Raw genomic sequence first — 23,563 nt, forward strand, 5'->3', positions numbered from 1 at the left:
CTACAGGATTATTGTCAATTGTATAGCATAGTTACATCATAGATGGGTACGGTGCAAGGACTACGCCGTTTTAACCGCAAGTTCGTAACCTATACTGTGCTTATTAGAAATAGAAATGTTTGGGTCTTTTGCGAGCTTTTTACGGAGTTTTGAAATGTACATATCAAGGCTGCGGCCTACTATTACACCCTCGTCTTCCCATACTTCTTTTTGAATACGATTTCTTTCAATCAGTTGATTAGGGCTGTCTGCCAAAATGCTCAGAATTTGGGTTTCTTTATAGGTCAATTTGATTTTTTGCTCTCCTATTTGCAAGCATCGATTGGCCGTGTCAAATTCATATTTGCCTATTTTTAATAAGTTATCAGAGGGGCTAGTGCTCCTTTTTCTAAAAGTGAAATAGAGCGTTAAAGAAGCAATTATGAATAATAGGACAGAAACAATTGTCCAATCTGCTTTGGATTCTTTGTCAAAACTGATTTCTATAAAGTAGCAGTCTGGAGCCAGGGGCCTGTCTTTACAAGGGACTATTTCTTCCTGTCCTTTTTGCAGAATGGCATAGGAAAATAAAGTCTCTTGAATCAAACATTCCTTTACGCTTACTATATAAGATATTTCTATGCTGTTGGCGTCCATTTGCCTTTTTACAATATTGACCAAGGAGTCAGGATTCAGACGGATAGGGCCATTGAAATGAATTTGATATTGAGCGTCAGCTAACTTTATGATGGGTAAAACACGTGTGGTGGTGTCCGCGTTTTGAAGTAATACCTGATAGCCTATCATTCTCATGACTACCTCTGTTTTAGCATCGTCAAAAGAGGCTTGTTGACCAAAAGAAGGCGTGGTGAAAAGGCTTAGAATAAGAAGAATGTTTTTGAGAAATTTCATCGGCCTAAAGGTAAAGCTTTGCTTGGCTAGTAACATTTTGTAAAAGCCTATTTTACACTTTTTTACATATAATTTTACAGTATAAATTGTCTCTACACTTCTTCACACCGGTACTTTTATCAAAAAAGCGAATGAATAAAATTATGAAAGTAGGAGCTGTGGTGTTGGTTTTTCTGTCGGTTTCTTTTGTTTCAAATGCTCAAGATTGGGATTCCATAATCAAAGGAGATAAGAAATGGCTTATTCAAAGAGATAACGAAATGGAAAGAAATGAATTGGGCAAAGACGAGCCCTTTTATGCCAATCCCATTCTTATAAACGAAAAGCCGCTAGATTATAATGACTTCAATTTGCGTTCGCATGGAAAATTAACGGTGGTTAGAGGTAATCCAGAATCAGGTGATAGAACAGAAATTCTGTTTAAGGTGAGTTTAAGAAGAGACGGCGTAATTATTTATCCCTCTTCTGTTCCGTTGTTTGACAAGCAGTTTTATGTGGTCGAAATTTCTGAGATATTTAAATATGCCAAGGTAAACGACGAGTTAATTATAAGACCCGTAAAAAAGGAACATTATAAAGCCAAAAGAATATTGAATCTGATTCCCTGATTTATTCTTTCAAATGCTCCACAGGGTTTAGTCTTAATGCTTTGTTGATTTGAAAAACAGCCAAGCTTATAATGATGCTCAAAAAGCAAATGACCACAAGCACAAAACTCTGCACAGGCATGGAAATGCGGAAAGCATAGTTTTGAAGCCAATCGCCCAATAAATAATAAGTGAATGGAATGGTTAAGGATAATGCCACCAGAAGAATGAACACGAATTCTTTTATGAGCAGCCAATTTACAGAAACGAAATTTGCTCCAAGTACTCTTCTCAGGCTAAGCTCTTTTAACCTTTTAGACACATTTAAAGAAAGTGTACCAAGCACACCAAGACTAACTAAGATAAGAGCTAAAATGGTGGCCAAGCGAGACGCTTTTTTTAGGCGAATTTCGGAGCTGTAGAGGTTAGTTAGATTAGCTTCTTGGCTTTGATAAATGAAAGGAGAATTAGGGAAAAGGCCTTGCCATTTGGCTTCAATGGCTTTTTTGGCTTCGCCAAAATCTGAAGCTCCTAGACGTAAAGATAGGTATCTGTATATGTTGGAATTATTGATATTCGTGAAAACGAGTGGGCCAATTTTTTGATGGAAACTGGCGAAGTGAAAGTCTGAAAGAACACCTACAATTTCAAAATCACCTTGGAAGGTTTCTAAATAGATAGTTTGATTTAGTGCACTCTCAGGAGTTTTAAATCCTAAGCTTTTAGCGGTGGTTTGATTTATGACAATATGGTTGTTTGGTTCACTTCCTGCATTATGATACCTCCCTGCCAATAGTTTTAAGTTATAGGTGTCGGAATAGGCTTCGTCTGTTTGTAAAACTTCAGCAAAAACTTGCGGCGACTCGCCATTTTTTATTCCAGTTCTCACGCCTGACTTTCCGTCCGGAATTTCGAAAGAGATACTTCCTTTTTCTATTTCGGGAAGGTTTTCAAATTCTGTCCGAATGGTTTTCATTTTAGAAATACCTTTTGGAGACCAGTCTCTTGGTAGGGTCAAATAAACCATCTGCTGCTGGCTAAAGCCCAAATCTTTTTCAAAGAAGTAATTGATTTGCTTGTCTACCACCAAAGCTCCAAATCCTACAAACAAAGCCATGGCAAACTGAACGCCAATTAGAAATCGCCTCAAATTGGTTTGCCCAGAAATGCTTTGGAAACGGTTTTTTACAGCGAGAACCACGTTTAGTCTAGAAATAATCAAGGCTGGAAAAAATGTTGCCAATATCCCAATGAGTAAACTAAATAAGAAAGCAAAGCCAAAGAATGTGGTATTGATTTGGAACAAGGAAACTAGTGGTTTACCCAATATTTCTGAGAAGTAAGTTCTGCCAGATTGGTAAATGATAAGTCCGATTACAAAAGCGATAAAGGAAAGTAGGCAGCTTTCTAAAATCAGCTGAAAGACGAGTTGTTTTTTGTTGCTACCCAGTGTTTTTCTAATGCCAATTTCTTTTAATCTATTGGAAGAAGCACCCAGCGAAATGTTGACAAAGTTTATAATGCCAATGAGTAACATGACCAAAGCTATTGCCAATAAGGTGTTGACGTTTTTTTGTACAAAACCGTTTTTATCTGTCAAATACAGGGTTTTATAATCGGCTAGTTTTATGCTTAAATTCTTCGATATATCTGCTGTTGTGTTTGCTTGCAATAAGTCTTTAATTGGCCTTTCTAATTGTGCGGGAGAAACACCTTCGGCCAGTTCGATGTTATTGACAGCAAACAGATTTTGCCATTGATTTATGCTTTCAAATCTGCCAAAGTAACGCAAGCTTTCTTTTGACATTAAAACAGGAAGCTCTTCATTTATTAATTGTAAAACGGAGTTAAAGGGTGCTTTTGCTAAAACGCCTGAAATTCTAAATGGTCTTCTTTCTCCGCTGAAAGATTCTACCTCCAGGGTTTGGTTTAGAACATCGGTTTTTCCAAAGTACTTTAAAGCCATTTTCTCAGAAATGACCATGCTGTAAGGGTCTTTCAATGCTGTTTTTGGATTTCCTTGACTTAGCCCTAAACCATACATTTCTAAAATATTATCGCCAAGCTGTACGGACTCCGGATGGACAATATCTTCATGCTGAAAAGTAACACCTACGCCATCATAGGTATAGGCATTTGCCACCAAATGAGGGTATTGGTTTTTTAAGGCTTCCGCCAAAGGAGCAGGACTCACAAAGTCTGGAGACCTTCCTTCTTGTTTCCATTCGCTTTTTAGTAGGAACTGGCGGTCTATGTTGCTAAGGTTTTGATTGACTTGTAACTCAGACCAAACATAACTGCCAATAATGAATGAAAACGCTAAGCCTATCGAAAGACTTGTAAGCATCATGAATGAAAAATAGCGTTTTCTAATTAGATTTCGCCAGGCCGTTGTGAAGTAGTTTTGGAGCATAAATAAAAGTAAAAAGCCAAGAGTAGATACCCTTGACTTTTAACGTTTTTAACTTTTCTTATGGCCGTTTTTTATAAATCCCAGGCTCCATTCTCATAAAACTTCAAAATTTTCTCTTGAAGCAAGAAAGCATATTTGGCTTGAACTAAATTCGAATTTGCTCGGTCGAAATTGGTCTTAGCCAAAATAAACTCTATGGAATTCAAAGTTCCGGCATTTATTTGAGCCTGAATAGCGTCTATATTTTCTTGATTTATGGCCACCTGAGAAAGTGCGTTGACGTATCTTTCAGAGGCTAGCTCATAATTTTGAATGGCGGTTTGCACGGCCTGATTTACCTGAAGTTTGGTAGCGGCCAAATTGTTCTGTGCTATTCTTTTTTGAATAGAGGCAGATTGAATCCTTGGGTTAGTTTGTAGTCTTCCTAAAATCGGGATACTTAAACCTAATGAAAAAGAAGCATTCCGAGAGCCGTTTATTTGCTCAAAAAATTCTTGTTCAGGATTTGAAGATGCGTAAAAGGTATTCCAGTCTGCCAGAAAGTTTAAGCTTGGAAGTTTACTGCCTTTTATTGCTTTAATTCGGCTATCGAAGCTTCTTATCTCAAAGTCTGCCGCTTTAACTTCTGGTAGATTTGAAAGAGCGTTCTCCGCTAGTTCATTACCATATTTTTTAGCAACAATCTCTGCATTCAGCGTTTCAAATTGTGTGTTTGAAGCGAGATTGGCATTCATTAATTGAAACAAATCTAAACGTGCGGCTCTTAAATTCCCAGAGGCTGTGATTTCTGAAAATTGGTCATTGGCTACTTGTGTTTTGATTTGTAATTCTTCTGTTTTTCCTAAGACACCCGCACTAACTCTTATGCTTATTTGGTCCAGCTGGGTTTGAGAAGTTAGTACTTGATTTTGAGCAATGGCATAGAGTTCTTGACTTGCTAAAACATTCAAATATGCCTGAATAATTCTGATGGTCAATTGGTTTTGGGTAGACGCTAAGTTAAGTTTTTCTGATTCTACCAACAGTTCGTTTTGACGAATAGTGCTTTGGATTCTAAAACCTTGGAAAAGAGGTTGAGTTAGCCTTGCTTGGGCATATGTACTGTTATATAGGTCATTGATATAATTGTTTGTGAACCTATCAATACTTCTACCGGTATTGGTACTTTGGTAAACATCCACACCCATAGTAGGGTATCTTAAACTTTTGGCTTCGAATAAACTGGCATTGGCAGCTTCTGCCGTTAAAACGCCTGTTTGATAATCTGGATGGTTTTTTAAACCTAATGCTATGCACTCTTTTAAGGAAATGCTTTGGGCACTAGCTATGCCGATGGCAAGGGTGAAAAAGAGGGTTATATAAAATTTCATATTTCTAATCTGTGAACTGTTTTATTAATCTACCCAGCCGTCTTTAAGTCTTATAACTCTATTGCCGTATTCGGCGTTTTTTTCGGAGTGCGTTACCTGAATGATGGTGACACCGTCTTTTTCGTTTAATTCTTTAAAAACTTTCATAATGTCGTCCGCTTGTTCGGAGTGAAGGTTTCCTGTAGGCTCATCTGCAAAAATGACTTTTGGCTCTGTTACCAAAGCTCTGGCAACACCTACTAACTGCTGCTGGCCACCCGACAGCTGACTCGGGAAAAGGTCTTTTTTAGCAACAATGTTAAAACGGTCTAGAATGTCGGCCACTTTGCTTTTACGCTCAGAACCAGAGATTCCTTTATACAGCAATGGCGTTTCAATGTTCTCATAAACGGTTAGTTCGTCAATCAAATGGTAGGCTTGAAAAACGAAGCCGATGGCGTTTCTATGGAGTTCTGTTCTTTGTTTTTCTTTTAATTTCTGAACGGGTGTATCCATAAAAAGATATTCTCCTTCAGAGGCTTCTTCTAAGAGCCCTAGAATATGCAGCAGTGTAGATTTTCCAGAACCTGATGGTCCCATGATGGAAACGAATTCACCTTCTTTTACTTCAACATTGATGTTTCGGAGCACGTAGGTCTTTCCAAAACCAGCTGGATAGTATTTGGATATGTTATTTAGTTTTATCATTTATTTGCTTTGAGCCATGAGCTTGATATTGTTTTCTATTGTTACATCGAGCGAACTCGAAATGTCCTTAAATTTATTTAACCCTGTCAGTTCGAGTAAAATCTGCCCTGTCAGTTCTAGCGAAGTCCCTGCCTGTCCTCACAACGGCGGATAAATCGGCAGACGGGGAGAATAGTCTTACCTATTCTAAATTAACCCATCGAACTATAACAAGTCCTCGTCTGTCGCTCGGACTGACAGTGTTATAAGTTCAGAACTCTCTTAAATAAAAACAAGTGTTATACTTTTTCATAATTTGTGTTGGAGAATGACCGCAAAGTTTTTCTCTTCTGCCATTTAATGTTCTTAAATAATGCCAATAATTATAATTAACACGTTAATAGAGTATTACGCTGTTTTGGAGTAAAAAATGTGTCCGAAAGCGAACGCTCTCGTTCGGTGACGAACAGCGAAATATAGAAAAACCAAGTAAATTCGAATCTCTAAAGGAGAATCATCACAAACGAATTAAAATGCCGCAAAAAATAATCATCGATACGGATCCAGGAGTAGACGACGCCATGGCCATACAGTTTGCACTAAACTCACCTGAGTTAGACGTGATTGGGCTGACCACCGTTTATGGAAACGTGAATTTGGAGTTGACTACTGGAAATGCATTAAAACTTTTAGAGGCGGCAGGCAGAGGTAATATTCCTGTAGCTAAGGGTGCTGCCAAACCATTAAATAGACCTTTTGGGGGCGGAGTGGCTTTTGTTCATGGAGATGATGGTTTGGGTAATATTTTTCGCCTAGAAAGTAGTTTGAAACCTATAAGCCTTTCGGCGGAAGATTTTATTATTGAACAGGTTAAAAAATACCCAAATGAAATCATATTGGTTCCTTTGGGGCCTTTAACCAATATTGCTTTGGCATTGAAAAAAGCTCCTGAAATAGTAGAACTGGTAAAAGAAGTGGTGGTTATGGGAGGAAATGCTTTTGCTCCAGGAAACGCTTCACCATCAGGGGAGGCCAATATTTTAAATGACCCAGAAGCCGCAGATTTCGTTTTTGGAGCCAGCTGGCCAGTCACCATGATTGGTTTGGATGTAACGGAGTCTACTTTATTAACAAGTAAGGATGCTCGGGAGATACGAGTGGCTTCCGATTCGGTGTTGAACAAGATGGTGTGTGATGCCTATGTTTTTTATGAGAAGTTTAATACCACCAATAATAAAATTGACGGCTCGTTTCTGCATGACCCTTCTGTGATAGCTTATTTGATAGATCCCTCCATTTTTTCGGGGGAAAAGTATCCTGTGAGGGTAGAGACTCAAGACGGGCTTAGTTTAGGGAAAACTTGGGCATTTATTGGCGATGAAGAAGCTTTAGCCAGACCAGCTTCAGAGCCATGGCGTGGAAGGCCTGCTGTTAATGTAATGCTTGAGGCAGATAATGCAAGGTTGGTTAAGCTTTTGAAAAGTAGATTGAAATAGAGTGGCTGAAATGCCCTAGGCTTGATGTAAAATGATATAGGTTCACTTCTATAATTTAATAAATAACCTTTGATCCAGCTTTTGGATGTTATTTTGTTCGAAAACCGGCGTTTCTCAAACTTTCGAAAAGCTGGGCTGTGGGTACTATTCCAGCTTCAGAATTGATATCGAAATACCAAAACGTTTCCAACTCTCCACGATGCATGGAACTATTCATATCGCCACTTTGGGACTTATGGCATGACTTTACCCAGTCGGCCACAATCATGTAGCTGTGACTGCTATTTTCTCCAAAGCCAAATGATCTGTCGAAGTAAAAAACAGGTGCTTTTTCTGAAATTTTAGTCTCAGGAAAACCCGATAACACATCATATTTATAGGTGTAGTTTTTATTTAATGCCCTTCCTCCCAAGACGATAGGTTTTTTAGGTGATTTTAAGTTTTCAACTCCTCTAATTGCCAAAATACTTGCCGTTTTATGATGTGCATGTTGCTCGGCACTAGGTACTAAACAAAAAACAAAATCGTATTGGCCTTCTTCTAATATTTTATTTAATTTCTCCTCGCAAAAAGCCATATCCCAACGCTTTCCTTCAAAAAAGGGTTTGGGATCTATTTGATAAAAATCATCCAGCTGGTCAAAAAAGAAAAAATTTCTAATGCCCATAACCTCACCTGCACACAACAATTCTTTCTTGCGTAACAAAGGCAGTTCGGCCCTACCTGTAGCCGAATCCGTAAGGTTTTTATTATAATACGTCGAAGCCACTAACCCATTATATCCTCCAGAAGCATCAGTAATAAGAGCTAAGTCTACAGTGCCCTTAAGTTCTCTTGTTATTTTAAAAATAGTAGCTGGAAACATCGTTTCGTCGTCTGGGTGAGCGGTAACAATTAGAACTTTGGGACCTTGGGAAAATGAAGAAATAGAAAAAAAGAAAACCCAAAGAAATGTAGCAAATGCTTTCATAATGAAAAGATAAAGTAACCGGAATGGTTTATATTTTTTACGCTTAATAAATATAATGAATTAGTTAAAAACATGCTGTTCAAGAATAACTATAAATGAGCTAATAGTTTTCAGTTTCCTCAGAAACGGGTGTCGGATTTCTGTAGCTTCAGAAAGTGGGTATGATTCTTATAAGTTTGTAGCTGATTATACTTTGTGCCATTAGCGTACGGCAAGCAGACAAATACTTTTACGCAAGTATTTAATAAGGAATGTTTTTCCTTGCTGTGCTTCTGATGAATACAAATGCATCCACTAAAAAAGCTGAAACGCAATGGGTTTATTATGAAACGAACGGGGTCTGAAATAAAATGTTTTCACACTATTTCCAAACGCTTGATAAGTTCAGCCGAAGAGACTTTAGAAAGGGGATTTCTGTCTCTAAAATAAGTGGACTCAAAACGAAATCTTGGATGTAAGGTTAAGGGAAAGAACCAGCTGACTTTTACTAAAAAAAGCCGCTGGAAGAATTTCTCTCCTAGCGGCTTTTTAAAACATCGCTTTTTTTACTCTTCAATTCTACGAAGCAAATAACCCGGGGCATCAAACGCGATACCGTTGTCAATCATCAATTCTTTTTCACAAATTCTGATATTCCCTCTGATGAAGTTGTTCTCATTAAGGTCAGTACCAAATTCGTCGGTGGTGATTATTATGGAACGGTAGCCCTCATCGGAAACATTATCATTGATGCTATAGGCATTTGTGAAAACATTTTTCCCCGCCTGCGTTACAAATACACCGCCATCTTCTTTAAACTCAACCTGGATATTTGGAACCTCTACCGTAGGCATCATGGTGATCATTCCCTTCAATTGCCATTTTCCCACTATCATAGTTCTAGCGTTTTCTATGGTAGGCAGGTCGTCTTCTACTTGCTGGCCCACGCATTCAAAGTCCTCCAAAGGTTCTGCCGTTATAAATTCCACATTACCAGCGTCCTCCGCTTCCACATTGTCGTTTTTACAAGCCAGAAAACTTAAAATACCTAATACCAATAATACCTTTTTCATGTGTTTGAATAAATTAGTTTATATAGCTCTATAATGTTTAAAGGAGCCAAGAAGTTGTATCACAATATTGAATTTTTTAAAAACTGATTTTACGGTTATTCACTTCTCAGGCTTTCCACGGGATTAGTCCATGCGGCTTTAAGAGATTTGAAACCAATAGATATAATGGCTATCAAAGTAGAGATACCTAAGGCCACTAGAAATAAACCTGGGCTAATGTTTATTTGAAACTGAAAATCTTCTAACCACTTATTTGTCAGCCACCACGCTAAGGGAGAGGCTACCAAGAAGGAAATGATGAGGAGAACGGAGAATTCTTTGCCAAACATCCAAAGTATGCCCGCACTTGTACTTCCAAGTACTTTTCTCACCCCTATTTCCTTGGTTTTTCTTTCTACCAAAAAGCTTATCAAGCCATATAGCCCCATAGCTCCAATAAAAATGGCTATCAGTGTAAAGATCTGAATGAGGCTTAAAATGGTTTGTTCGGTTTTATAAAAGTTCTTTAATGACTCATCTACAAATTCATAGGTAAATACGGCTTCTGGATTTAAAGAAGTCCACACTGCTTCTATTTCTTTTAGTGTTTGAGCCATATTATAGGGCTTGACTTTTACTGCAAAATTCCAAAATACATCATTGAAAGAACCAATTCCCAAGGCGGAGATATCTCCATGCATGGACTGGTCATGAAAATCCTTAACCACGCCCACAATCTCAATATTTTCTATTCCAGACACAGAAACTCTTTTACCGAGTATTTCTTCAGAAGTGGCATAATTCATTTTTTTAATAAAGGTCTCATTCACTAAAATCTCATTGGCCGTATCTGATGCACTGATATTCCTTCCTGCTAATATTTGTAGACCAAAAGTTTTGACATAATCTTCATCTCCTGCCTTAACATTCATAGAGAAAGCCTCCTGTTCTGCTTTTCCTTTAAAAGTAATGCTGGTTCCCCAAATGCTATTGGAACTTGGTGCTCCTATACAGACCGTAGAACCTTCCACAGACGGTAAGGCTGCCAGTTTTTCTTTAAAAACTTTAAAGTCTGAAGGTTTCATTCCAGGAGCTACGGGTATCATAACCTGTGCTTCTTTGTCAAAGCCTAAGTCTGCATTTTGGCTAAACTGCATTTGTTTAATAATAACTAGCATCCCTATTATAAGAACCTGAGAAATGACAAATTGTACTACAATAAGCGAACGACGGAGGTTAAAGCCACCAATACTTACCTGAGCCAGCTTTCCTTTTAGAGCCGTTATAGGTTTGAAATTGGAGAGAATCAAACCTGGATATGAACCAGAAATTAGGGTTGTCAGTAAAAATACTCCAAGGAAGAAGGAAATTATTCTGATATCTAAAAAGATGACAGAGCTGATTGTGGAATTAAAAAGAGCATTGAGAGAAGGGAGAAGTAAAATGGCCAGTACTATGCCTAGAATCGTAGAAGAGAACGCTATAATGGCGGTTTCTGACATAAATTGCCAGAAAAGTTGGCTCTTTTTACTGCCCAATGATTTTCTTACCCCTACTTCTTTTAGTCTATTGGCTACCTGAGCGGTAACTAAGTTCACGAAATTTAAACAAGCCGACAGCATCAAAAATAGGCCTATGATTCCCAAAGTCCAGAGCGTCTTTTTAGGCATGGGGCCGTTATAGTTGGCATTGAAATGCATATCCGATAAAGGCTGCAATTTATAAGTATGAATGTTTGAGCTAAAAGGTCTATACTTCGCAGGAAAAGGAGCCATGGCCGCTTCTACCTGAGTTGGGTTTACGCCTTTTTTTAGTCTTATAAAAGCCTGCATACTGGAAGAAATACCTCCCCAAGAATCTGAATTTATAAACCAATCATTGTATTCTTTTAAAGTAATATAGGAGAGATAGATCTCTGTTTTTTGAAAAGTGTTGGTAGGCAAGTCCTTTAAAATGCCTATTACAGTAAAGTTTATGGAGTTATCCATTTTCATGGATTTCCCTATAACATCCGTGCTTCCAAAGTACTTTTTCGCTATTCGCTCTGTGATGAGAGCTTTATTGGGCTCTTCAAACGCTTTGGTAATATTCCCACCAAACATTGGGAAATTAAAAATGCGGAAGAAAGAGGGTTCGGCAAAGGCCACACCCTCATTTTCAATAAATTTTATTTCATGATTTACGCTGACTTGCAATTTGTCAAAAGTGGCTATTCGGGCAATTTCCTCTTCAAAATCAAATTGGTTTCTGACCACTTCTCCCAAGGGGCTAGGAACAGCAGGCTGGTACGTTTTAGTGTCTCGCTGCTGTTCGGTTACTATTCTGTAAATCTGACTGGAGTCTTTATGAAATCCATCAAAGTCTAGATGATAAACGATAAATGAGAAGAGGAGAATACAAGAAGTAATACTAAGCGTAAGGCCTATAACATTAATCAAACCGTAGGCTTTGTTTCGCTTTAGCGTTCTTATGGCAATTTTGATATAGCTTCTTAGCATGATTTCAGATTTTATTAGATTACCAATTCTTTTCATAAGTACCCTTGCCAAAGTAATGCCATTTGTGTTAACTGGTTCATAATCAGTATTTAAAATTGAGTTTATTGAATGAAAAATGTCCGAAACCGAACGTTTGTTCAGCCTCGGACACTTTTTATCCCGCTTTATTCATTAGGAAATCTAGTGCGTAGCTAAATTGCTTAAAATCAGTTCGTAAACCCATTTAAACTCAATCACCAGAACTCATCGACATTAGCTTATGGTAAACCGCTATGCTAATCTCGTTTAAATGTCTGATTTATTCCACTTTAACTAATCATTACGATACTCCAATACATAAACCGGGTTTATTAATCTCAAAATATAGAGTCTTAGTTGATATTTACATGCCCAGCATTGGCAGAGATTTCCACATTTGCACCGCCACCATTAATGGTTCCATGTACATGATTTTTATCGAATTTTCCATCAAAATTTTTGTAGGCCATGGTTACCCTTCCGCCTTTTATGTCCAAGTTCATTCCTTTGTCCATAGGCATATTTACATTAATACCACCAGCACTGGTATGCAGAACCAAGAATTCACCTACTTTTAAAATATCGGCCGTAATGCTTCCACCACTGGTGCTTGCCTTAATACTGGCCGTCATTCTTTCCATTCTGATAGAGCCTCCAGAAGTTCCTGTAATGAACTCGCCGTCTATATCGCTAGCCTTAATACTTCCACCACTGGTATGTGCATCTATTAATCCGCTTAAGTCTGCCAGCGTGATGCCACCGCCAGAGGTTCTTAATTTAATGTCTCCTTCTGCATTTTTTACAGTAATGCTTCCTCCGCTTGTGCTAAGTTCTACTAAGTCTTCCATATTAATTCCTGTGATACTTCCGCCAGAAGTACGACCATGAATTTCACCGCTCAAATTTGCAAGGTTTAAACTTCCTCCACTTGTTTTAAAATTAAGGTTTCCATGAAGATCTGATAGCGTAATGCTTCCGCCACTGGTAAGTAAATCTGTGTCAATGTGCTCGGGAGTTTGTATTTTGAAACTGATACTTAAGCCCTGCTTCCAATTATTTGGTTTGGTTGATTTGGCTTGACAAATTAAGGTATTACCCTCTTTACGGACATCCAGAATATAATCTTTCAGTCTTTCCTCAATCTCCGAATTGGTGAGACTATTGAAGCCGTTATTCCCTTTAATGTATACTTCTACTACAGTTCTTCCAGCATTGGTGCCTGTAACTTCTATATTCCCTCCAGAGGTATTAACTTCTATTTTTTTTAGATCAGTGCCACTAAAGGTTTTTGCTAGAAAAGGGTCTTTCTGAGCATAGGTGCTCATGCTGATAAGTGCTGTCAAAAATAATGCGATAAGCTTTTTCATAATTTTTATTGGTAATAGTTTTGAATATATGGCGTTCCAAAGAACTTCTTTATTTGCTGTGAGATGAGGTTTAGGTCAAATAGGTTGCAGCAAGGCTTTTTGTTTTGCTAAATCCTCTCTTTTAACAAAAGTAATAGGCACAAAATCTTCTGTAGGTGAGCCAATAAAATAGAGGGCCCATTCTTGGTCATAGCCTTTTAAGAGTTCACTAATACACTCCGCTCTATGAACAGTAGGCACAGAGCAATCTTCCCAATAAAAGAGCTCTACTCGGTAATGTAATTCTTGTTTTTGACCATTGATAGTCACCTCAATTTCAACTTCTTGTTTTCCATTTCCCGGTGGAATTGGAATTGCGATATGTGCCATTTTGAATCAAATTTTAAGTTTTTAAACAGGGTTTTCCATGCAGAGAAAAGTTCTCTAAGTTTGCCACTTACTTTGAAGCCAATGCTATGCCATATTTCTTAAGTATTTGCTTTACAGTATGTTATGTGATCCGTATTCTGGTTTTCGTGTCCGATTTCGGACAGTATTCTAGTAATAGGGTAGTCAAAGTGCTGAAAATTTGAGCATTCTCTTCCGATGAGAAACTGATTCAAGTAGATTAGCGTTTTGATAAGTAATTAAGAAAAGTAAAAATGAAGTTAGTTATTTCTCCTGCTAAGACATTAGATTATGAAAGCCCATTGCCAACAGAAAAATTTGGTACTCCTAGGTTTCTAAAAGAAACCGAAAAGTTGAATGCGGCTTTAAGAACAAAATCGGCTAAAAAGCTCTCGGATCTTATGGATATTTCCAAGGCATTGGCAGAGCTCAACAGAGAAAGGAATTTAACAAGAACGGAGGACTATACCTTAGAGAATGCTCGTCAGGCTGTTTTTGCTTTCAAAGGAGATGTTTATTTGGGTTTAGATGCCTATACCTTAAATGAAGAGCAGATAGATCAGATGGATGATAAGCTTAGAATTCTTTCTGGTCTTTACGGACTTTTAAAGCCTTTGGATTTAATCCAGCCTTACCGATTAGAAATGGGCACCAAACTAAAGGTGGGCAGTAAGCCGTCCTTGTATAAGTTTTGGGATAAGAAAATAACAGATTCTATCAATGAAGAATTGGAGGAAGGAGAGCCATTTATAAATTTGGCGAGTAATGAATATTTTGGTGCGGTTAAGCCCGAACTACTTAATTCGCCAGTAATTACACCTGTTTTTAAAGACTATATCAAAGGCAACCTCAAGGTAGTGAGCTTTCATGCTAAGAAAGCAAGAGGCATGATGGTGCGTTATGTACTAGATAAGAATATTGAGAAAGCCGAAGACCTTAAAACGTTTAACTATGGCAATTACGAGTTTGATGTAAACGCCTCTTCAAAAGAGGAATTGGTTTTTGTAAGGTAAGTTTCCGCTCTTATTAATGAAAAGAGCGGAGTTATAATGCCACAAAACACCTTCTAGAAGACTTTTTGTGGCATTGTAGAATTAGTTACATCCGCCTATTTCGGCTAAAAATACGGTTTCCTTATCTGCAAGAAATCCTGGTAAAAGCACAATGGTTTTGGCACTATAAGTGGCTTTTCCCACTCCAGTAATTTTATTGCTTGCATTTATTCTTCCAGATAAACTTGAGGCTGTTTTATTTTTGGTACCCGTAGAGAAATCGTCATCAGAGCTAATTAAATCTAACAGAGATAAGCATGGCAAACTTGTTACAGTAACTTCCACCGAATTAGAAATGTTACTTGAACAATTTGCCTCTGTACAGGTAGCAGTGAAAGAAGTGGTATTGCTCAAAGCAATAGTTACAGAAATGCCTGTCAAATCACCTGGTGACCATGTTATTGTTCCTGAACATCCGGTAGCTGTTAAAGTAGTATTTTCACCATTGTTGATATTCATTGGATTCGCACTTATTGATGGCGGTGATGGAATTGGGTTCACCACTACTTCCTGAGTGGCAACTCTTGGACTTTCAAGGCCACCTAAATAACATGTGGCATAGTATGTTTTTGTGCTTACCGGGTTTAAGTTTAAACTGGAGCCACTTCCAATGGAAGTACCATCCGTGCTCACATCATACCAATTGACTGCTCCTGTACTACAGTCGGCAGTTAAAATTAATGATTGACCTTCACATAAAACGGTGACACTGGCACTAACATCGGTAGGCAAGCTTATTGAGCCAAATTCATACGCTCCCAAATCTACCGGGGTTCCAGAAGCAGGCCTTACATGACCTAATATGTCTGTGTTTTGAGCACCCGTAGAAGTGCCTATATTAATAACAGGCGAACCTGATAGAAGCCCAAATCCATCATCTGCCGTCCAGTATATTCCATCTGCTCCTTGGGGAAGAGCTGCATTAACAAAGGTTGGGTTTTGACCTGAAATATTTCCTGTTCCTGATATAGAAGCTTGCGTAGAAGTATAAGTAATATTTGCCGAGCCCCCGTAATTCATATTATCAGCACCGCCGAAATTAGCGGAATTGCCATAGAAAACACTATTTAGAATTGTTGAATTAGAACTAGTGGCATTAAATACTCCTCCACCAAACTGGGAAGCGGCATTGCCATAAAAAGTGGTATTGGTAATTGTAGGGAAGGCATAATTATTTGCAATACCAGCACCTAGTTGAGCCGTATTATTTGCAAAGACGCAATTGATAACTTTAGGAAGAGGAGCTGCTCCTCCAGATGTCCCATCGGTACCAAAGCCGCCACCAGCATAGGAAGCTGCGTTTTGAATAAAAAAACTGTTTTTGACAATTGGACTGGATCCTATAGAATTTCCAATACCTCCACCTTGCTTTCCAGAATTAAGTTTAAATAAGCACTTATCTAGGGAAGGCGAAGAACTGGCATTGGCCATTCCACCTCCACCAAAAGCTGCTGCGGAATTTTGAATGAATTCAGCATTTTTAATCATTGGGTTTGAACCAACATTAAACAAACCACCACCAGTACTATCGGCAATATTGTTTGTAAAAATGCAATCTATAATCGTTTGAAATCCGTTTTGATTATACATTCCCGCACCATACTTGGCTTTATTATTTCTAAATGTAATATTTCTCATCTGGGTCGCTGTTACTGCAGACATAAGCCCACCTCCATAACTTCTTTTGGCTTGAATTGAGCCCAATGTCAATTGTCCTGTGCCATTAGCGTTTCCATCCTGAATAGTAAAACCATCGAAAACGGACTGATTGCTCTCAATAGCCACCATGGCGACATGGTAAGTATTATCAGAAACATTGTTTAAAACACCCAAATCGCCACTTAATATTGTTGGGTTATGGGCTCTGGTGGTGGAGTCTCTTTGGGTCAATGCCGTCTCAGTTCCGGCAAAACTTCCTATAATCACTTTATTGGAAGGCAAGAAAAAGCTTTTATCTCGATTATCTGTTGGACTAGCATTTCCTGATGGGTCTTTGCTGGGTAAATAAGTACCCCCGGCTACCCAAATAGTATCGAAACAGCCATAATCTAAGGCAGATTGAAAATCGTGGAAGGCATTTGTCCAGCTGCTGCCGTCGTTGTTTCCAGTGGCACTAGCGTCTACATATATTTTGCTTTTATAGGGGAATGCTGAAACTGAAACCACCGTAATTCTTTCTATGGTACATTCGCCTATGCTGATTGTTACCGAATAAGACCCGGACGCCGCCGCCGTGGCATTGGCAATTTTAGGATTTTGTTCTAAGGAACTAAAACTCTGAGGACCTGACCACGCATAGGAGTCTCCACCGGAAGATGACAATCTCAGAGTGTCTCCGCCGCAAAAAGATACTAATGGCGTAAAAGTAACTCCTGAAAAATCTGCCACATCCATGGTTATTTGGTTGGAGTAGATGACGCAGGCGTCGCTTACAGTCACGCTTACTACGTCGCCATCATTGAGTGAGCTTGTGCTGAAAGTCTGGTTAAGGCCACTTTGCTTTGCTACGCCATTTACAGTGAAAATCGTATTTGGAGAAGGATATAAATTACCAGATATGGATGCCTGAAAAGTCACCGCAGTGCCAGGGCAAATTTGACCTACAGCATCAGAACTTAAAGTTACTGTAGGATTGAGTATCGTCACCACTACAGAATCATTGATGGTACAGTGGGCATTTGAAATGGAAACATAGTAGGATCCAGAAAGCTCTGGTCCAGCATTGTTAATTGTGAAAGTACTATCGCCGGCGTAGTTTGCTGCGAAACTGTTGGGACCTGTCCATACATAAGAATCACCTCCATTTGCCGAAAAAATCAAGGTTTGTCCCTGGCAAATATTAACTTCATTTGAGGCATAATTTACAGGAACAGGATTGACGGTTACTTTTATTTGGTTTGACATAGCTTCACATATACCATAAGTCATGTAAACGCGTATAGAGTCTGTATCATTTAGTTGGTCTGTTACTAAAGAGTCAACGGAACCATATTGAACGCCTACACCATTGATAAGGAAAGCATAATTTACGCCTTCGCTTATATTTTGGCCTACAGCCTTAAAGGTTAATTCAGTGCCATTACAAATAGGCCCGCTGTAATTAGAAGTGAGGCTCACACTAATGGGCAGTGGAGTATGATTGGTTTCATACGCACCCATGTCTGTCTGGCTCTGCTCAGTGCGGTTTTCATTTTTAAAATCAATATTTGTTGATATGGTGTTTGTGCCCGTATTAACGGCTGGGCTACAATTTTTAGGAATCAAACCATCATCAACAGAGCCTAGAATTCCGTCAATACCAGCGGGGCTATCAATATTATTGAAAAGTGGATTTTGTTTAAAGAAGGTATCTGTAAACTGAAAGCCGGAGATTGTCCCATTTTCGGGATACTTACCTTCTGAAATTTCATGCTGAAGGAGGGAGTTTTCTATAAATAAGTGATACCCGCTGTTGTCAAACAATACATCTTCTGCAAAGCTATTATTATTGGCAGATTTAATATTTTGCTCAAAGATGGTATTTACTATTCGCACAGAATCTGATTGCTGGATTTCCATTCCACTTCCTCCGTATGACGATATGTTTTTCACAAAAGAACAGTTTTCAATAAGCGATTCGTTTGTAATACCTGATGTAATTCGAAGTCCGCCCGAATACCAGGAGGCTGTATTTTTATAAAGAATGCTATTTCGCAGAATGACGGCACCTTCGCTACTCATTATACCACCTGCAAACTGAGATGTATTATTAGAAATGACAGACCGATCCATTGTGATTTTTGAACCAACTATTGCCAAAATGCCTCCACCATATGTCTGGGAAGCATTGGAGTCTATCACGCAGTCTATAAATTTAATATCTGAGTGATTGGTGATATAAACACCTCCACCATTATTAGAAGAGGTATTATCTTTGATGATGCAATTGGCAATGGTAGTGGATGACGAATCTATATTTATTCCGCTACCGTTATTATAATACAGAGGCCTTCCATTGACATAGTGAGAACCAAAAACATCACCATTTCCTCCTGAGATTGTAAAGCCATCTAGAAGGTCTTCTGAAGTACCATTGCTAATAAGGACCACATTAAAAGCATTATCAGAAATATCATTTTTAAGTCCTAAATCTCCACTCAAAATACTAGGATTGGCCCTAATAACAGCCTTTGTTCTTTGACTTAAATCTGTTTCCGTTCCGGCAAAGCCTCCGTAGATTTTTTTGCCGTTCCGCAGTTTAAACGTAAAGGCTCTTGGGTTTCCGCTTGTGTAGCCGTTCACCGTCTTACTAGGATAATAGGTGCCGCCGGCTACCCAGGTTTCAGAAAAGCATGGATAGTCAAGGGCTGATTGTAAACTGGTATAAGCATCTGACCAGCTGCTTCCATCATTATTTCCAGTGGCACTGGAGTTGACGTATATTCTTACATTCGGGTTTACTGCTAGTTCTGTACTGTCGGTACTATTACAGCCATTTGTACCTTGCACATTGATAAAATATTTACCTGAATTGGCTAAAACGGCATTCTGAACAACTAAAAAAGAGTCTAAACTACTGACCGGTCCGGTCCAAGAATAAAACTCAGCTAGAGCAGAACTTGCAGTCAGGTATAATGTTTGCCCTTCGCATATCGGAGAATTGCTGGTAATAGTAATTTGTGGCTTGCTTTTTATTTCGAGCAACGGTACAAAAGTGGTGTCTGAATAACAATCATTTGATTTACAAACTACACTGTAGGAGTAGGTGCCAAAACCTTTGACTACAATCGAATCTCTAAGCGTGTTGTCAGACCAAAGGGGGTTCCCAATAGGGCAACTGGCTTTAATAATGATGGAATCTGGGTCACAGATGGTGGTATTGCTAACTTCTATGGTAGGGCTTACCGGTGTTTGGATTATGCTATATAGATAAGCCCATGATATGGTGTCTGAGTTACAAAAACCATTATCGCATACAGCAGTGGGGATATAAGTACCAGGTGTTTTTAAAACCAATGTGTCTACTGCTTCATAATTAAACCACAATACATTTCCGCCGCCAAAGCAAGCCGAGCTAAAAAATAGGGTATCTGGAGTACATACACTTTGGGTTGAATGATTACCTATAACCGGAGCCTGTGGACTTTCTTTTATTTCAAAAGTAATTTCATCGGATTCATTGATACATCCATTCAAGTCGCATTTGGTAGAAAAAGTATAGACATCTATATTTTTGAGAATTATAGAATCTGTGGTTGATAGATCAGACCAATGTATATCACCGGATAAGCAGGAAGTACTCAAAACTACGGAATCCGGGGCACAGGCATACGTACTGGTGGAGGCTAGAATTAGAGGCTTTGATGGTAGTGCTTTAATTTGTAATGAGACATGAGAAGAGGTGTCTGAAGTACAGCCATTTGCCATACAGGAGGCGTACACGTCATAGGTGCCTACAGAACTGAAAACTAGGCTATCCAAATTAGAATTATCAGACCAAATGGTGTTTCCTGTTGAACAATTTGCCTTTAAGACAAGAGAGGCAGGCTGGCAGACTACGAGTTCCTCGGGAATAGTTGTAATGTTTGCATAAACGATTTGATGAATTGTTACTTCGACAGTATCACTCGGGATTGAAAAATAATCGCCAATTTGACAAACTGCAAAAACTTGATGAACACCTGCGTTCTTTATAATTACGCTGTCTAATCTTGTGTTATCATACCAGATAATTTGACCTAGACCACAACTCCCATATACAACTATTGAATCTGGTGCACAGGCGATATGTGTTGTAGGGCTTGTTATAGTAGGGTTTGCGGGTGGGTCAACTATAGTTACTTCAATGGAAGCTGTTGTGCTACATGTACTCCCTGTGATAGTTACAGTATAGGTACCCGAATTAGCGGTTGAGAGATTACTAATTGTCGGATTTTGAATACTTGCTGTGAAACTATTTGGGCCCGTCCATGAATTACTCAGGCCTTTGGAACTATACAACTCCAGCGTTTCTAAACTTGTTAAAGGAGCATTAGAGCCAACCCCAATCTCATAAGCACCCATGTCTGTGAGACTATTGAATGTTCTGTTGAAGCCTATAATATCAGTAAGTTGTGTATTTAAGCTGCTGTTTGCACTGTCTACCGCCGGACTACATAGGCTAACAGCCAAACCATCGTCTGATGTAGCCCAAATGCCGTCTGATCCTATCGCATTAGCGGCATCTACAAATAAAGGATTGGAATCTGAGTTTCCTGTACCAGCAAAACCTCCTTCAATAATTGAATACGTGGCAGTGGCATTTATTCCTCCAGGGTTAGACCACAGTATAGAATTAGCTATGCTGGTTGAACCACCATACGCATAAAAGGGTCCACCAGAACTAGTTGTATTATTATAAATGGTACAATTCGTCAGACGACAACTTCCATACTGGCTGCCATAAACGCTACCAGTACTAGCGTTGTTTTCTGTAAACACTGAATTATAAATTGTGCCGTTTGAAGAGTTTACACTCCAAATTGCTCCACCATTTCCACCATCATTCTGGAAAAAAACGCAATTTGAAATAACAAAACCAGAATTGTATTTAACAGAGACACCAGCTCCATTCCCCCCTTTATTATTTGAGAATATGCAATGGTCTATTTGTGGATAACCATAACCTATAAAAATTCCTCCATATCCCTGTTTAGCGGAATTATTTGAAATAATACTGCAATTTTTAATTTGTAAACTTGATTTTGTGCTGTTTAATGCAGGCCCCTCATAACTGTTTATTGACTCTCCTTCAAGGTTTATGCTATGGCCATAGAGGTTTTGCCCTTTTGTAATAATAAATCCATCTAACCATGTATTGGCATCGTCCGATACGGAAATAATTACATGATAGACATTATCACTCATATCATCGGGTGTACCAATATCTCCACTCAGTACAGATTGATTGAGCTGCATTACATTCTTTGCTCTCTGTTTTAGGCTGAGCTCTGTTCCGGCAAAACTGCCAAATACTTTTACCTGATTTTTCATGGTGAAAGCAAAGTCACGGTCCGTAGTCCCACCACTACTTCCTGTGGGATAGGCATTTGGCTTATAAATTCCGCCTTTCACCCACACACTATCTCCCGCAGCGGAAGCATCTATCATAGCCTGCAAATCGCCTGAGGCATCTGCCCAAGAGGTGCCTACTCCTGTGCCATCTGAAGCTACATACCTGATGGTGGCAAACGATGAATAACTGATTGTGAATAGGAAAATAAGTAAAACCAGTTTTCCTGCATTTTTATTATGGTTAAGATTTTTCATGCGACGGAGTTTTCAAACTGTTCTTGAATTGCTTTTAGTCTTCTTCTACTGATAAGTATATGCTTACCGTTTCGTAGTTTGATATAACTAGCATTCGGCTTTTCTTTGATTTCTTTTACAAATCTTTTATGAATGAGTATGGAGCGATTGGGTCTCAGATACTGTGACAAGTCCAAAAAATCTGCATAAAATTTTAGTGTATACCCAGAGGTGTGTTTTATTCCGTTTTCAAGATGGAATACGGAATAATTTTGGTCGGCTTTTATGAAAAGGATGGAACCTTCATTAGCAATCTGTTCTAAAATTTTAGGTGCATTCATGGCTATAAAGTTTCTATTTGATAAGTAACTTAATCCAGATATTGCATAGACTAAAAAAAAAGGGCTGAAACGCCGTGGAGTTGTGATGAAACAAGCGGGGCTTGTGATGAAATAAAAATTAGTGAAGGAATTATGACAAGGTATTAATGAGTTAAATCTATTGATTCTCTTTCATTTACTTTTAAAAAATGAAATGCAGAAAGCTTAATCAAGATTGGGACATTGCACAATTGTCGCCTTAAAAATACTATTAGAAAAGGTCTCAAATCCAGGGTTCAACAGGACAGAACCACCTGATTCAAAAATCACATCGGTTGCTGTAATACTTGTTGGATCGCCAATTTTTCTATTGGATAGTATGCTGTTGGTCGTCTTTTTCTTATGAACGCCAACTTTAAAATCATTTGCAACAGTTAGGTCTGAAGTTGCTACATTAATTTCCACTGTTGCACTTCCACCTGTGGAACATTGAACAGTATAGATGGTAGAGGTTATAGGTGTGAAATTGGCTGTACTTCCTGTTTGGGATGTAGTACCTCCAGACCAAGTGTAAATACCGGTACAGCCTGATGCGGTGAGTGATATGGATGCTCCTGGACAAATGGTAGATATGGTAGGACTAATAATTCTAAAACATGAAGCTGAGTATATATCTCCCGAAATTGTCCAGTTTTTATTGTTTATTAAATGGTCTCTTTCGGCCGTTGATGAACAATATTTAAGGTCAGTTGCACCTAATGTTCTTCCTATGGCTGAACCTGCATTGAAACCTCTGAGGGTGGCATCATAGTTTTCAGAACTCATTGCACAATAATTCAAGAAGCTTTCTAGGTTTACATTGGCATTTAGTTTTGTTCCCCATGCCCCCAAGCTTTGATTAAATGCAATAGGGTAAGGAAAAAACAGTACACTTTCAAAATTGAACATATAACTCATATCGGTCACGTTCGATACATCCCAAAGGCTTAAGTCTTGGTCAAAAGAACTTGCTTCTTGAAACATATAGCTCATGTCGGTCACGTTTGATACATTCCAAAGGCTAGTGACCTGATTAAAGGCCGTAGCTGCTTGAAACATGGCTTTCATAGAAGTTACTTTTGACACATCCCATGAACCTATGTTGCTTGGACCATTTAAGTTTGTGCAAGATGAAAACATGCTTGTCATATCAAAAACGCTTGTCAAGGTAGGGGAGTCGTGTGCAGTTATA

General features: G+C 38.6%; 15 protein-coding genes. 3 read left to right on the top strand and 12 right to left on the bottom strand.

The features are described 5' to 3' along the window. Positions 1–60 precede the first annotated feature (60 nt). Positions 61–891, bottom strand: coding sequence for a winged helix-turn-helix domain-containing protein (locus ACTBZY_RS14905; protein WP_463047138.1), 831 nt, complete (start codon positions 889–891; stop codon positions 61–63). A 131-nt stretch (positions 892–1,022) separates the two neighbouring features. On the opposite strand from ACTBZY_RS14905, the gene ACTBZY_RS14910 reads away from it, so the two are divergent. Next, positions 1,023–1,499, top strand: a complete 477-nt coding sequence (locus ACTBZY_RS14910; RefSeq protein ID WP_463047139.1) for a hypothetical protein — start codon at positions 1,023–1,025, stop codon at positions 1,497–1,499. 1 nt (position 1,500) lies between these two features. Here the strand turns inward: ACTBZY_RS14910 and ACTBZY_RS14915 are convergent, their stop codons facing one another. The 3 genes from ACTBZY_RS14915 to ACTBZY_RS14925 form a co-directional block, all read right to left on the bottom strand. Beyond that, a complete protein-coding gene (locus tag ACTBZY_RS14915; RefSeq protein ID WP_463047140.1) occupies positions 1,501–3,828 on the bottom strand; it encodes an ABC transporter permease in 2,328 nt (775 codons plus the stop codon). Between the two features lie 134 nt (positions 3,829–3,962). Beyond that, a complete protein-coding gene (locus ACTBZY_RS14920; protein WP_463047141.1) occupies positions 3,963–5,261 on the bottom strand; it encodes a TolC family protein in 1,299 nt (432 codons plus the stop codon). Between the two features lie 24 nt (positions 5,262–5,285). Beyond that, a complete protein-coding gene (locus tag ACTBZY_RS14925; RefSeq protein WP_463047142.1) occupies positions 5,286–5,948 on the bottom strand; it encodes an ABC transporter ATP-binding protein in 663 nt (220 codons plus the stop codon). 512 nt (positions 5,949–6,460) lie between these two features. On the opposite strand from ACTBZY_RS14925, the gene ACTBZY_RS14930 reads away from it, so the two are divergent. Further along, on the top strand, positions 6,461–7,423 hold the full coding sequence (locus tag ACTBZY_RS14930; protein ID WP_463047143.1) for a nucleoside hydrolase: 963 nt from the start codon (positions 6,461–6,463) through the stop codon (positions 7,421–7,423). Positions 7,424–7,511: 88 nt separating this feature from the next. Here ACTBZY_RS14930 and ACTBZY_RS14935 read toward each other — a convergent pair whose 3' ends face one another. From ACTBZY_RS14935 to ACTBZY_RS14955, 5 genes are all read right to left on the bottom strand, one after another. After that, entirely contained in the window at positions 7,512–8,393 is an 882-nt protein-coding gene (locus tag ACTBZY_RS14935) for a PIG-L family deacetylase (protein WP_463047144.1), read from the bottom strand. 545 nt (positions 8,394–8,938) lie between these two features. Further along, positions 8,939–9,445 carry a hypothetical protein gene (locus ACTBZY_RS14940; RefSeq protein ID WP_463047145.1) on the bottom strand — a complete coding sequence of 169 codons (507 nt, stop codon included), beginning with the start codon at positions 9,443–9,445 and terminating at the stop codon, positions 8,939–8,941. A gap of 95 nt (positions 9,446–9,540) precedes the next feature. Continuing rightward, positions 9,541–11,958 carry an ABC transporter permease gene (locus tag ACTBZY_RS14945; protein WP_463047146.1) on the bottom strand — a complete coding sequence of 806 codons (2,418 nt, stop codon included), beginning with the start codon at positions 11,956–11,958 and terminating at the stop codon, positions 9,541–9,543. Positions 11,959–12,293: 335 nt separating this feature from the next. Then, positions 12,294–13,307, bottom strand: coding sequence for a DUF4097 family beta strand repeat-containing protein (locus tag ACTBZY_RS14950; RefSeq protein WP_463047147.1), 1,014 nt, complete (start codon positions 13,305–13,307; stop codon positions 12,294–12,296). A 75-nt stretch (positions 13,308–13,382) separates the two neighbouring features. Further along, entirely contained in the window at positions 13,383–13,676 is a 294-nt protein-coding gene (locus tag ACTBZY_RS14955; RefSeq protein ID WP_463047148.1) for a hypothetical protein, read from the bottom strand. A 272-nt stretch (positions 13,677–13,948) separates the two neighbouring features. Between ACTBZY_RS14955 and yaaA the strand changes: the two genes are divergently transcribed. Further along, entirely contained in the window at positions 13,949–14,707 is a 759-nt protein-coding gene (yaaA, locus tag ACTBZY_RS14960; RefSeq protein ID WP_463047149.1) for a peroxide stress protein YaaA, read from the top strand. An 81-nt stretch (positions 14,708–14,788) separates the two neighbouring features. On the opposite strand, the gene ACTBZY_RS14965 is transcribed toward yaaA, so the two are convergent. The 3 genes from ACTBZY_RS14965 to ACTBZY_RS14975 form a co-directional block, all read right to left on the bottom strand. Next, complete coding sequence (locus ACTBZY_RS14965) at positions 14,789–22,033, bottom strand: choice-of-anchor Q domain-containing protein (RefSeq protein WP_463047150.1); 7,245 nt, start codon at positions 22,031–22,033, stop codon at positions 14,789–14,791. Continuing rightward, entirely contained in the window at positions 22,030–22,353 is a 324-nt protein-coding gene (locus ACTBZY_RS14970; RefSeq protein WP_463047151.1) for a LytR/AlgR family response regulator transcription factor, read from the bottom strand. The genes ACTBZY_RS14965 and ACTBZY_RS14970 overlap by 4 nt, the downstream gene beginning before the upstream one ends. Positions 22,354–22,557: 204 nt before the next feature. Next, on the bottom strand, positions 22,558–23,563 hold a 1,006-nt coding region (locus ACTBZY_RS14975; protein WP_463047152.1), incomplete at its 5' end, for a BspA family leucine-rich repeat surface protein.

This window comes from Arcticibacterium sp., assembly GCF_055134445.1.

Coding starts and splice junctions, on each gene's coding strand:
- ACTBZY_RS14905 (WP_463047138.1), bottom strand. CDS start 891: ATGAAATTTCTCAAAAACATTCTTCTTATTCTAAGCCTTTTCACCACG.
- ACTBZY_RS14910 (WP_463047139.1), top strand. CDS start 1,023: ATGAATAAAATTATGAAAGTAGGAGCTGTGGTGTTGGTTTTTCTGTCG.
- ACTBZY_RS14915 (WP_463047140.1), bottom strand. CDS start 3,828: ATGATGCTTACAAGTCTTTCGATAGGCTTAGCGTTTTCATTCATTATT.
- ACTBZY_RS14920 (WP_463047141.1), bottom strand. CDS start 5,261: ATGAAATTTTATATAACCCTCTTTTTCACCCTTGCCATCGGCATAGCT.
- ACTBZY_RS14925 (WP_463047142.1), bottom strand. CDS start 5,948: ATGATAAAACTAAATAACATATCCAAATACTATCCAGCTGGTTTTGGA.
- ACTBZY_RS14930 (WP_463047143.1), top strand. CDS start 6,461: ATGCCGCAAAAAATAATCATCGATACGGATCCAGGAGTAGACGACGCC.
- ACTBZY_RS14935 (WP_463047144.1), bottom strand. CDS start 8,393: ATGAAAGCATTTGCTACATTTCTTTGGGTTTTCTTTTTTTCTATTTCT.
- ACTBZY_RS14940 (WP_463047145.1), bottom strand. CDS start 9,445: ATGAAAAAGGTATTATTGGTATTAGGTATTTTAAGTTTTCTGGCTTGT.
- ACTBZY_RS14945 (WP_463047146.1), bottom strand. CDS start 11,958: ATGAAAAGAATTGGTAATCTAATAAAATCTGAAATCATGCTAAGAAGC.
- ACTBZY_RS14950 (WP_463047147.1), bottom strand. CDS start 13,307: ATGAAAAAGCTTATCGCATTATTTTTGACAGCACTTATCAGCATGAGC.
- ACTBZY_RS14955 (WP_463047148.1), bottom strand. CDS start 13,676: ATGGCACATATCGCAATTCCAATTCCACCGGGAAATGGAAAACAAGAA.
- yaaA (WP_463047149.1), top strand. CDS start 13,949: ATGAAGTTAGTTATTTCTCCTGCTAAGACATTAGATTATGAAAGCCCA.
- ACTBZY_RS14965 (WP_463047150.1), bottom strand. CDS start 22,033: ATGAAAAATCTTAACCATAATAAAAATGCAGGAAAACTGGTTTTACTT.
- ACTBZY_RS14970 (WP_463047151.1), bottom strand. CDS start 22,353: ATGAATGCACCTAAAATTTTAGAACAGATTGCTAATGAAGGTTCCATC.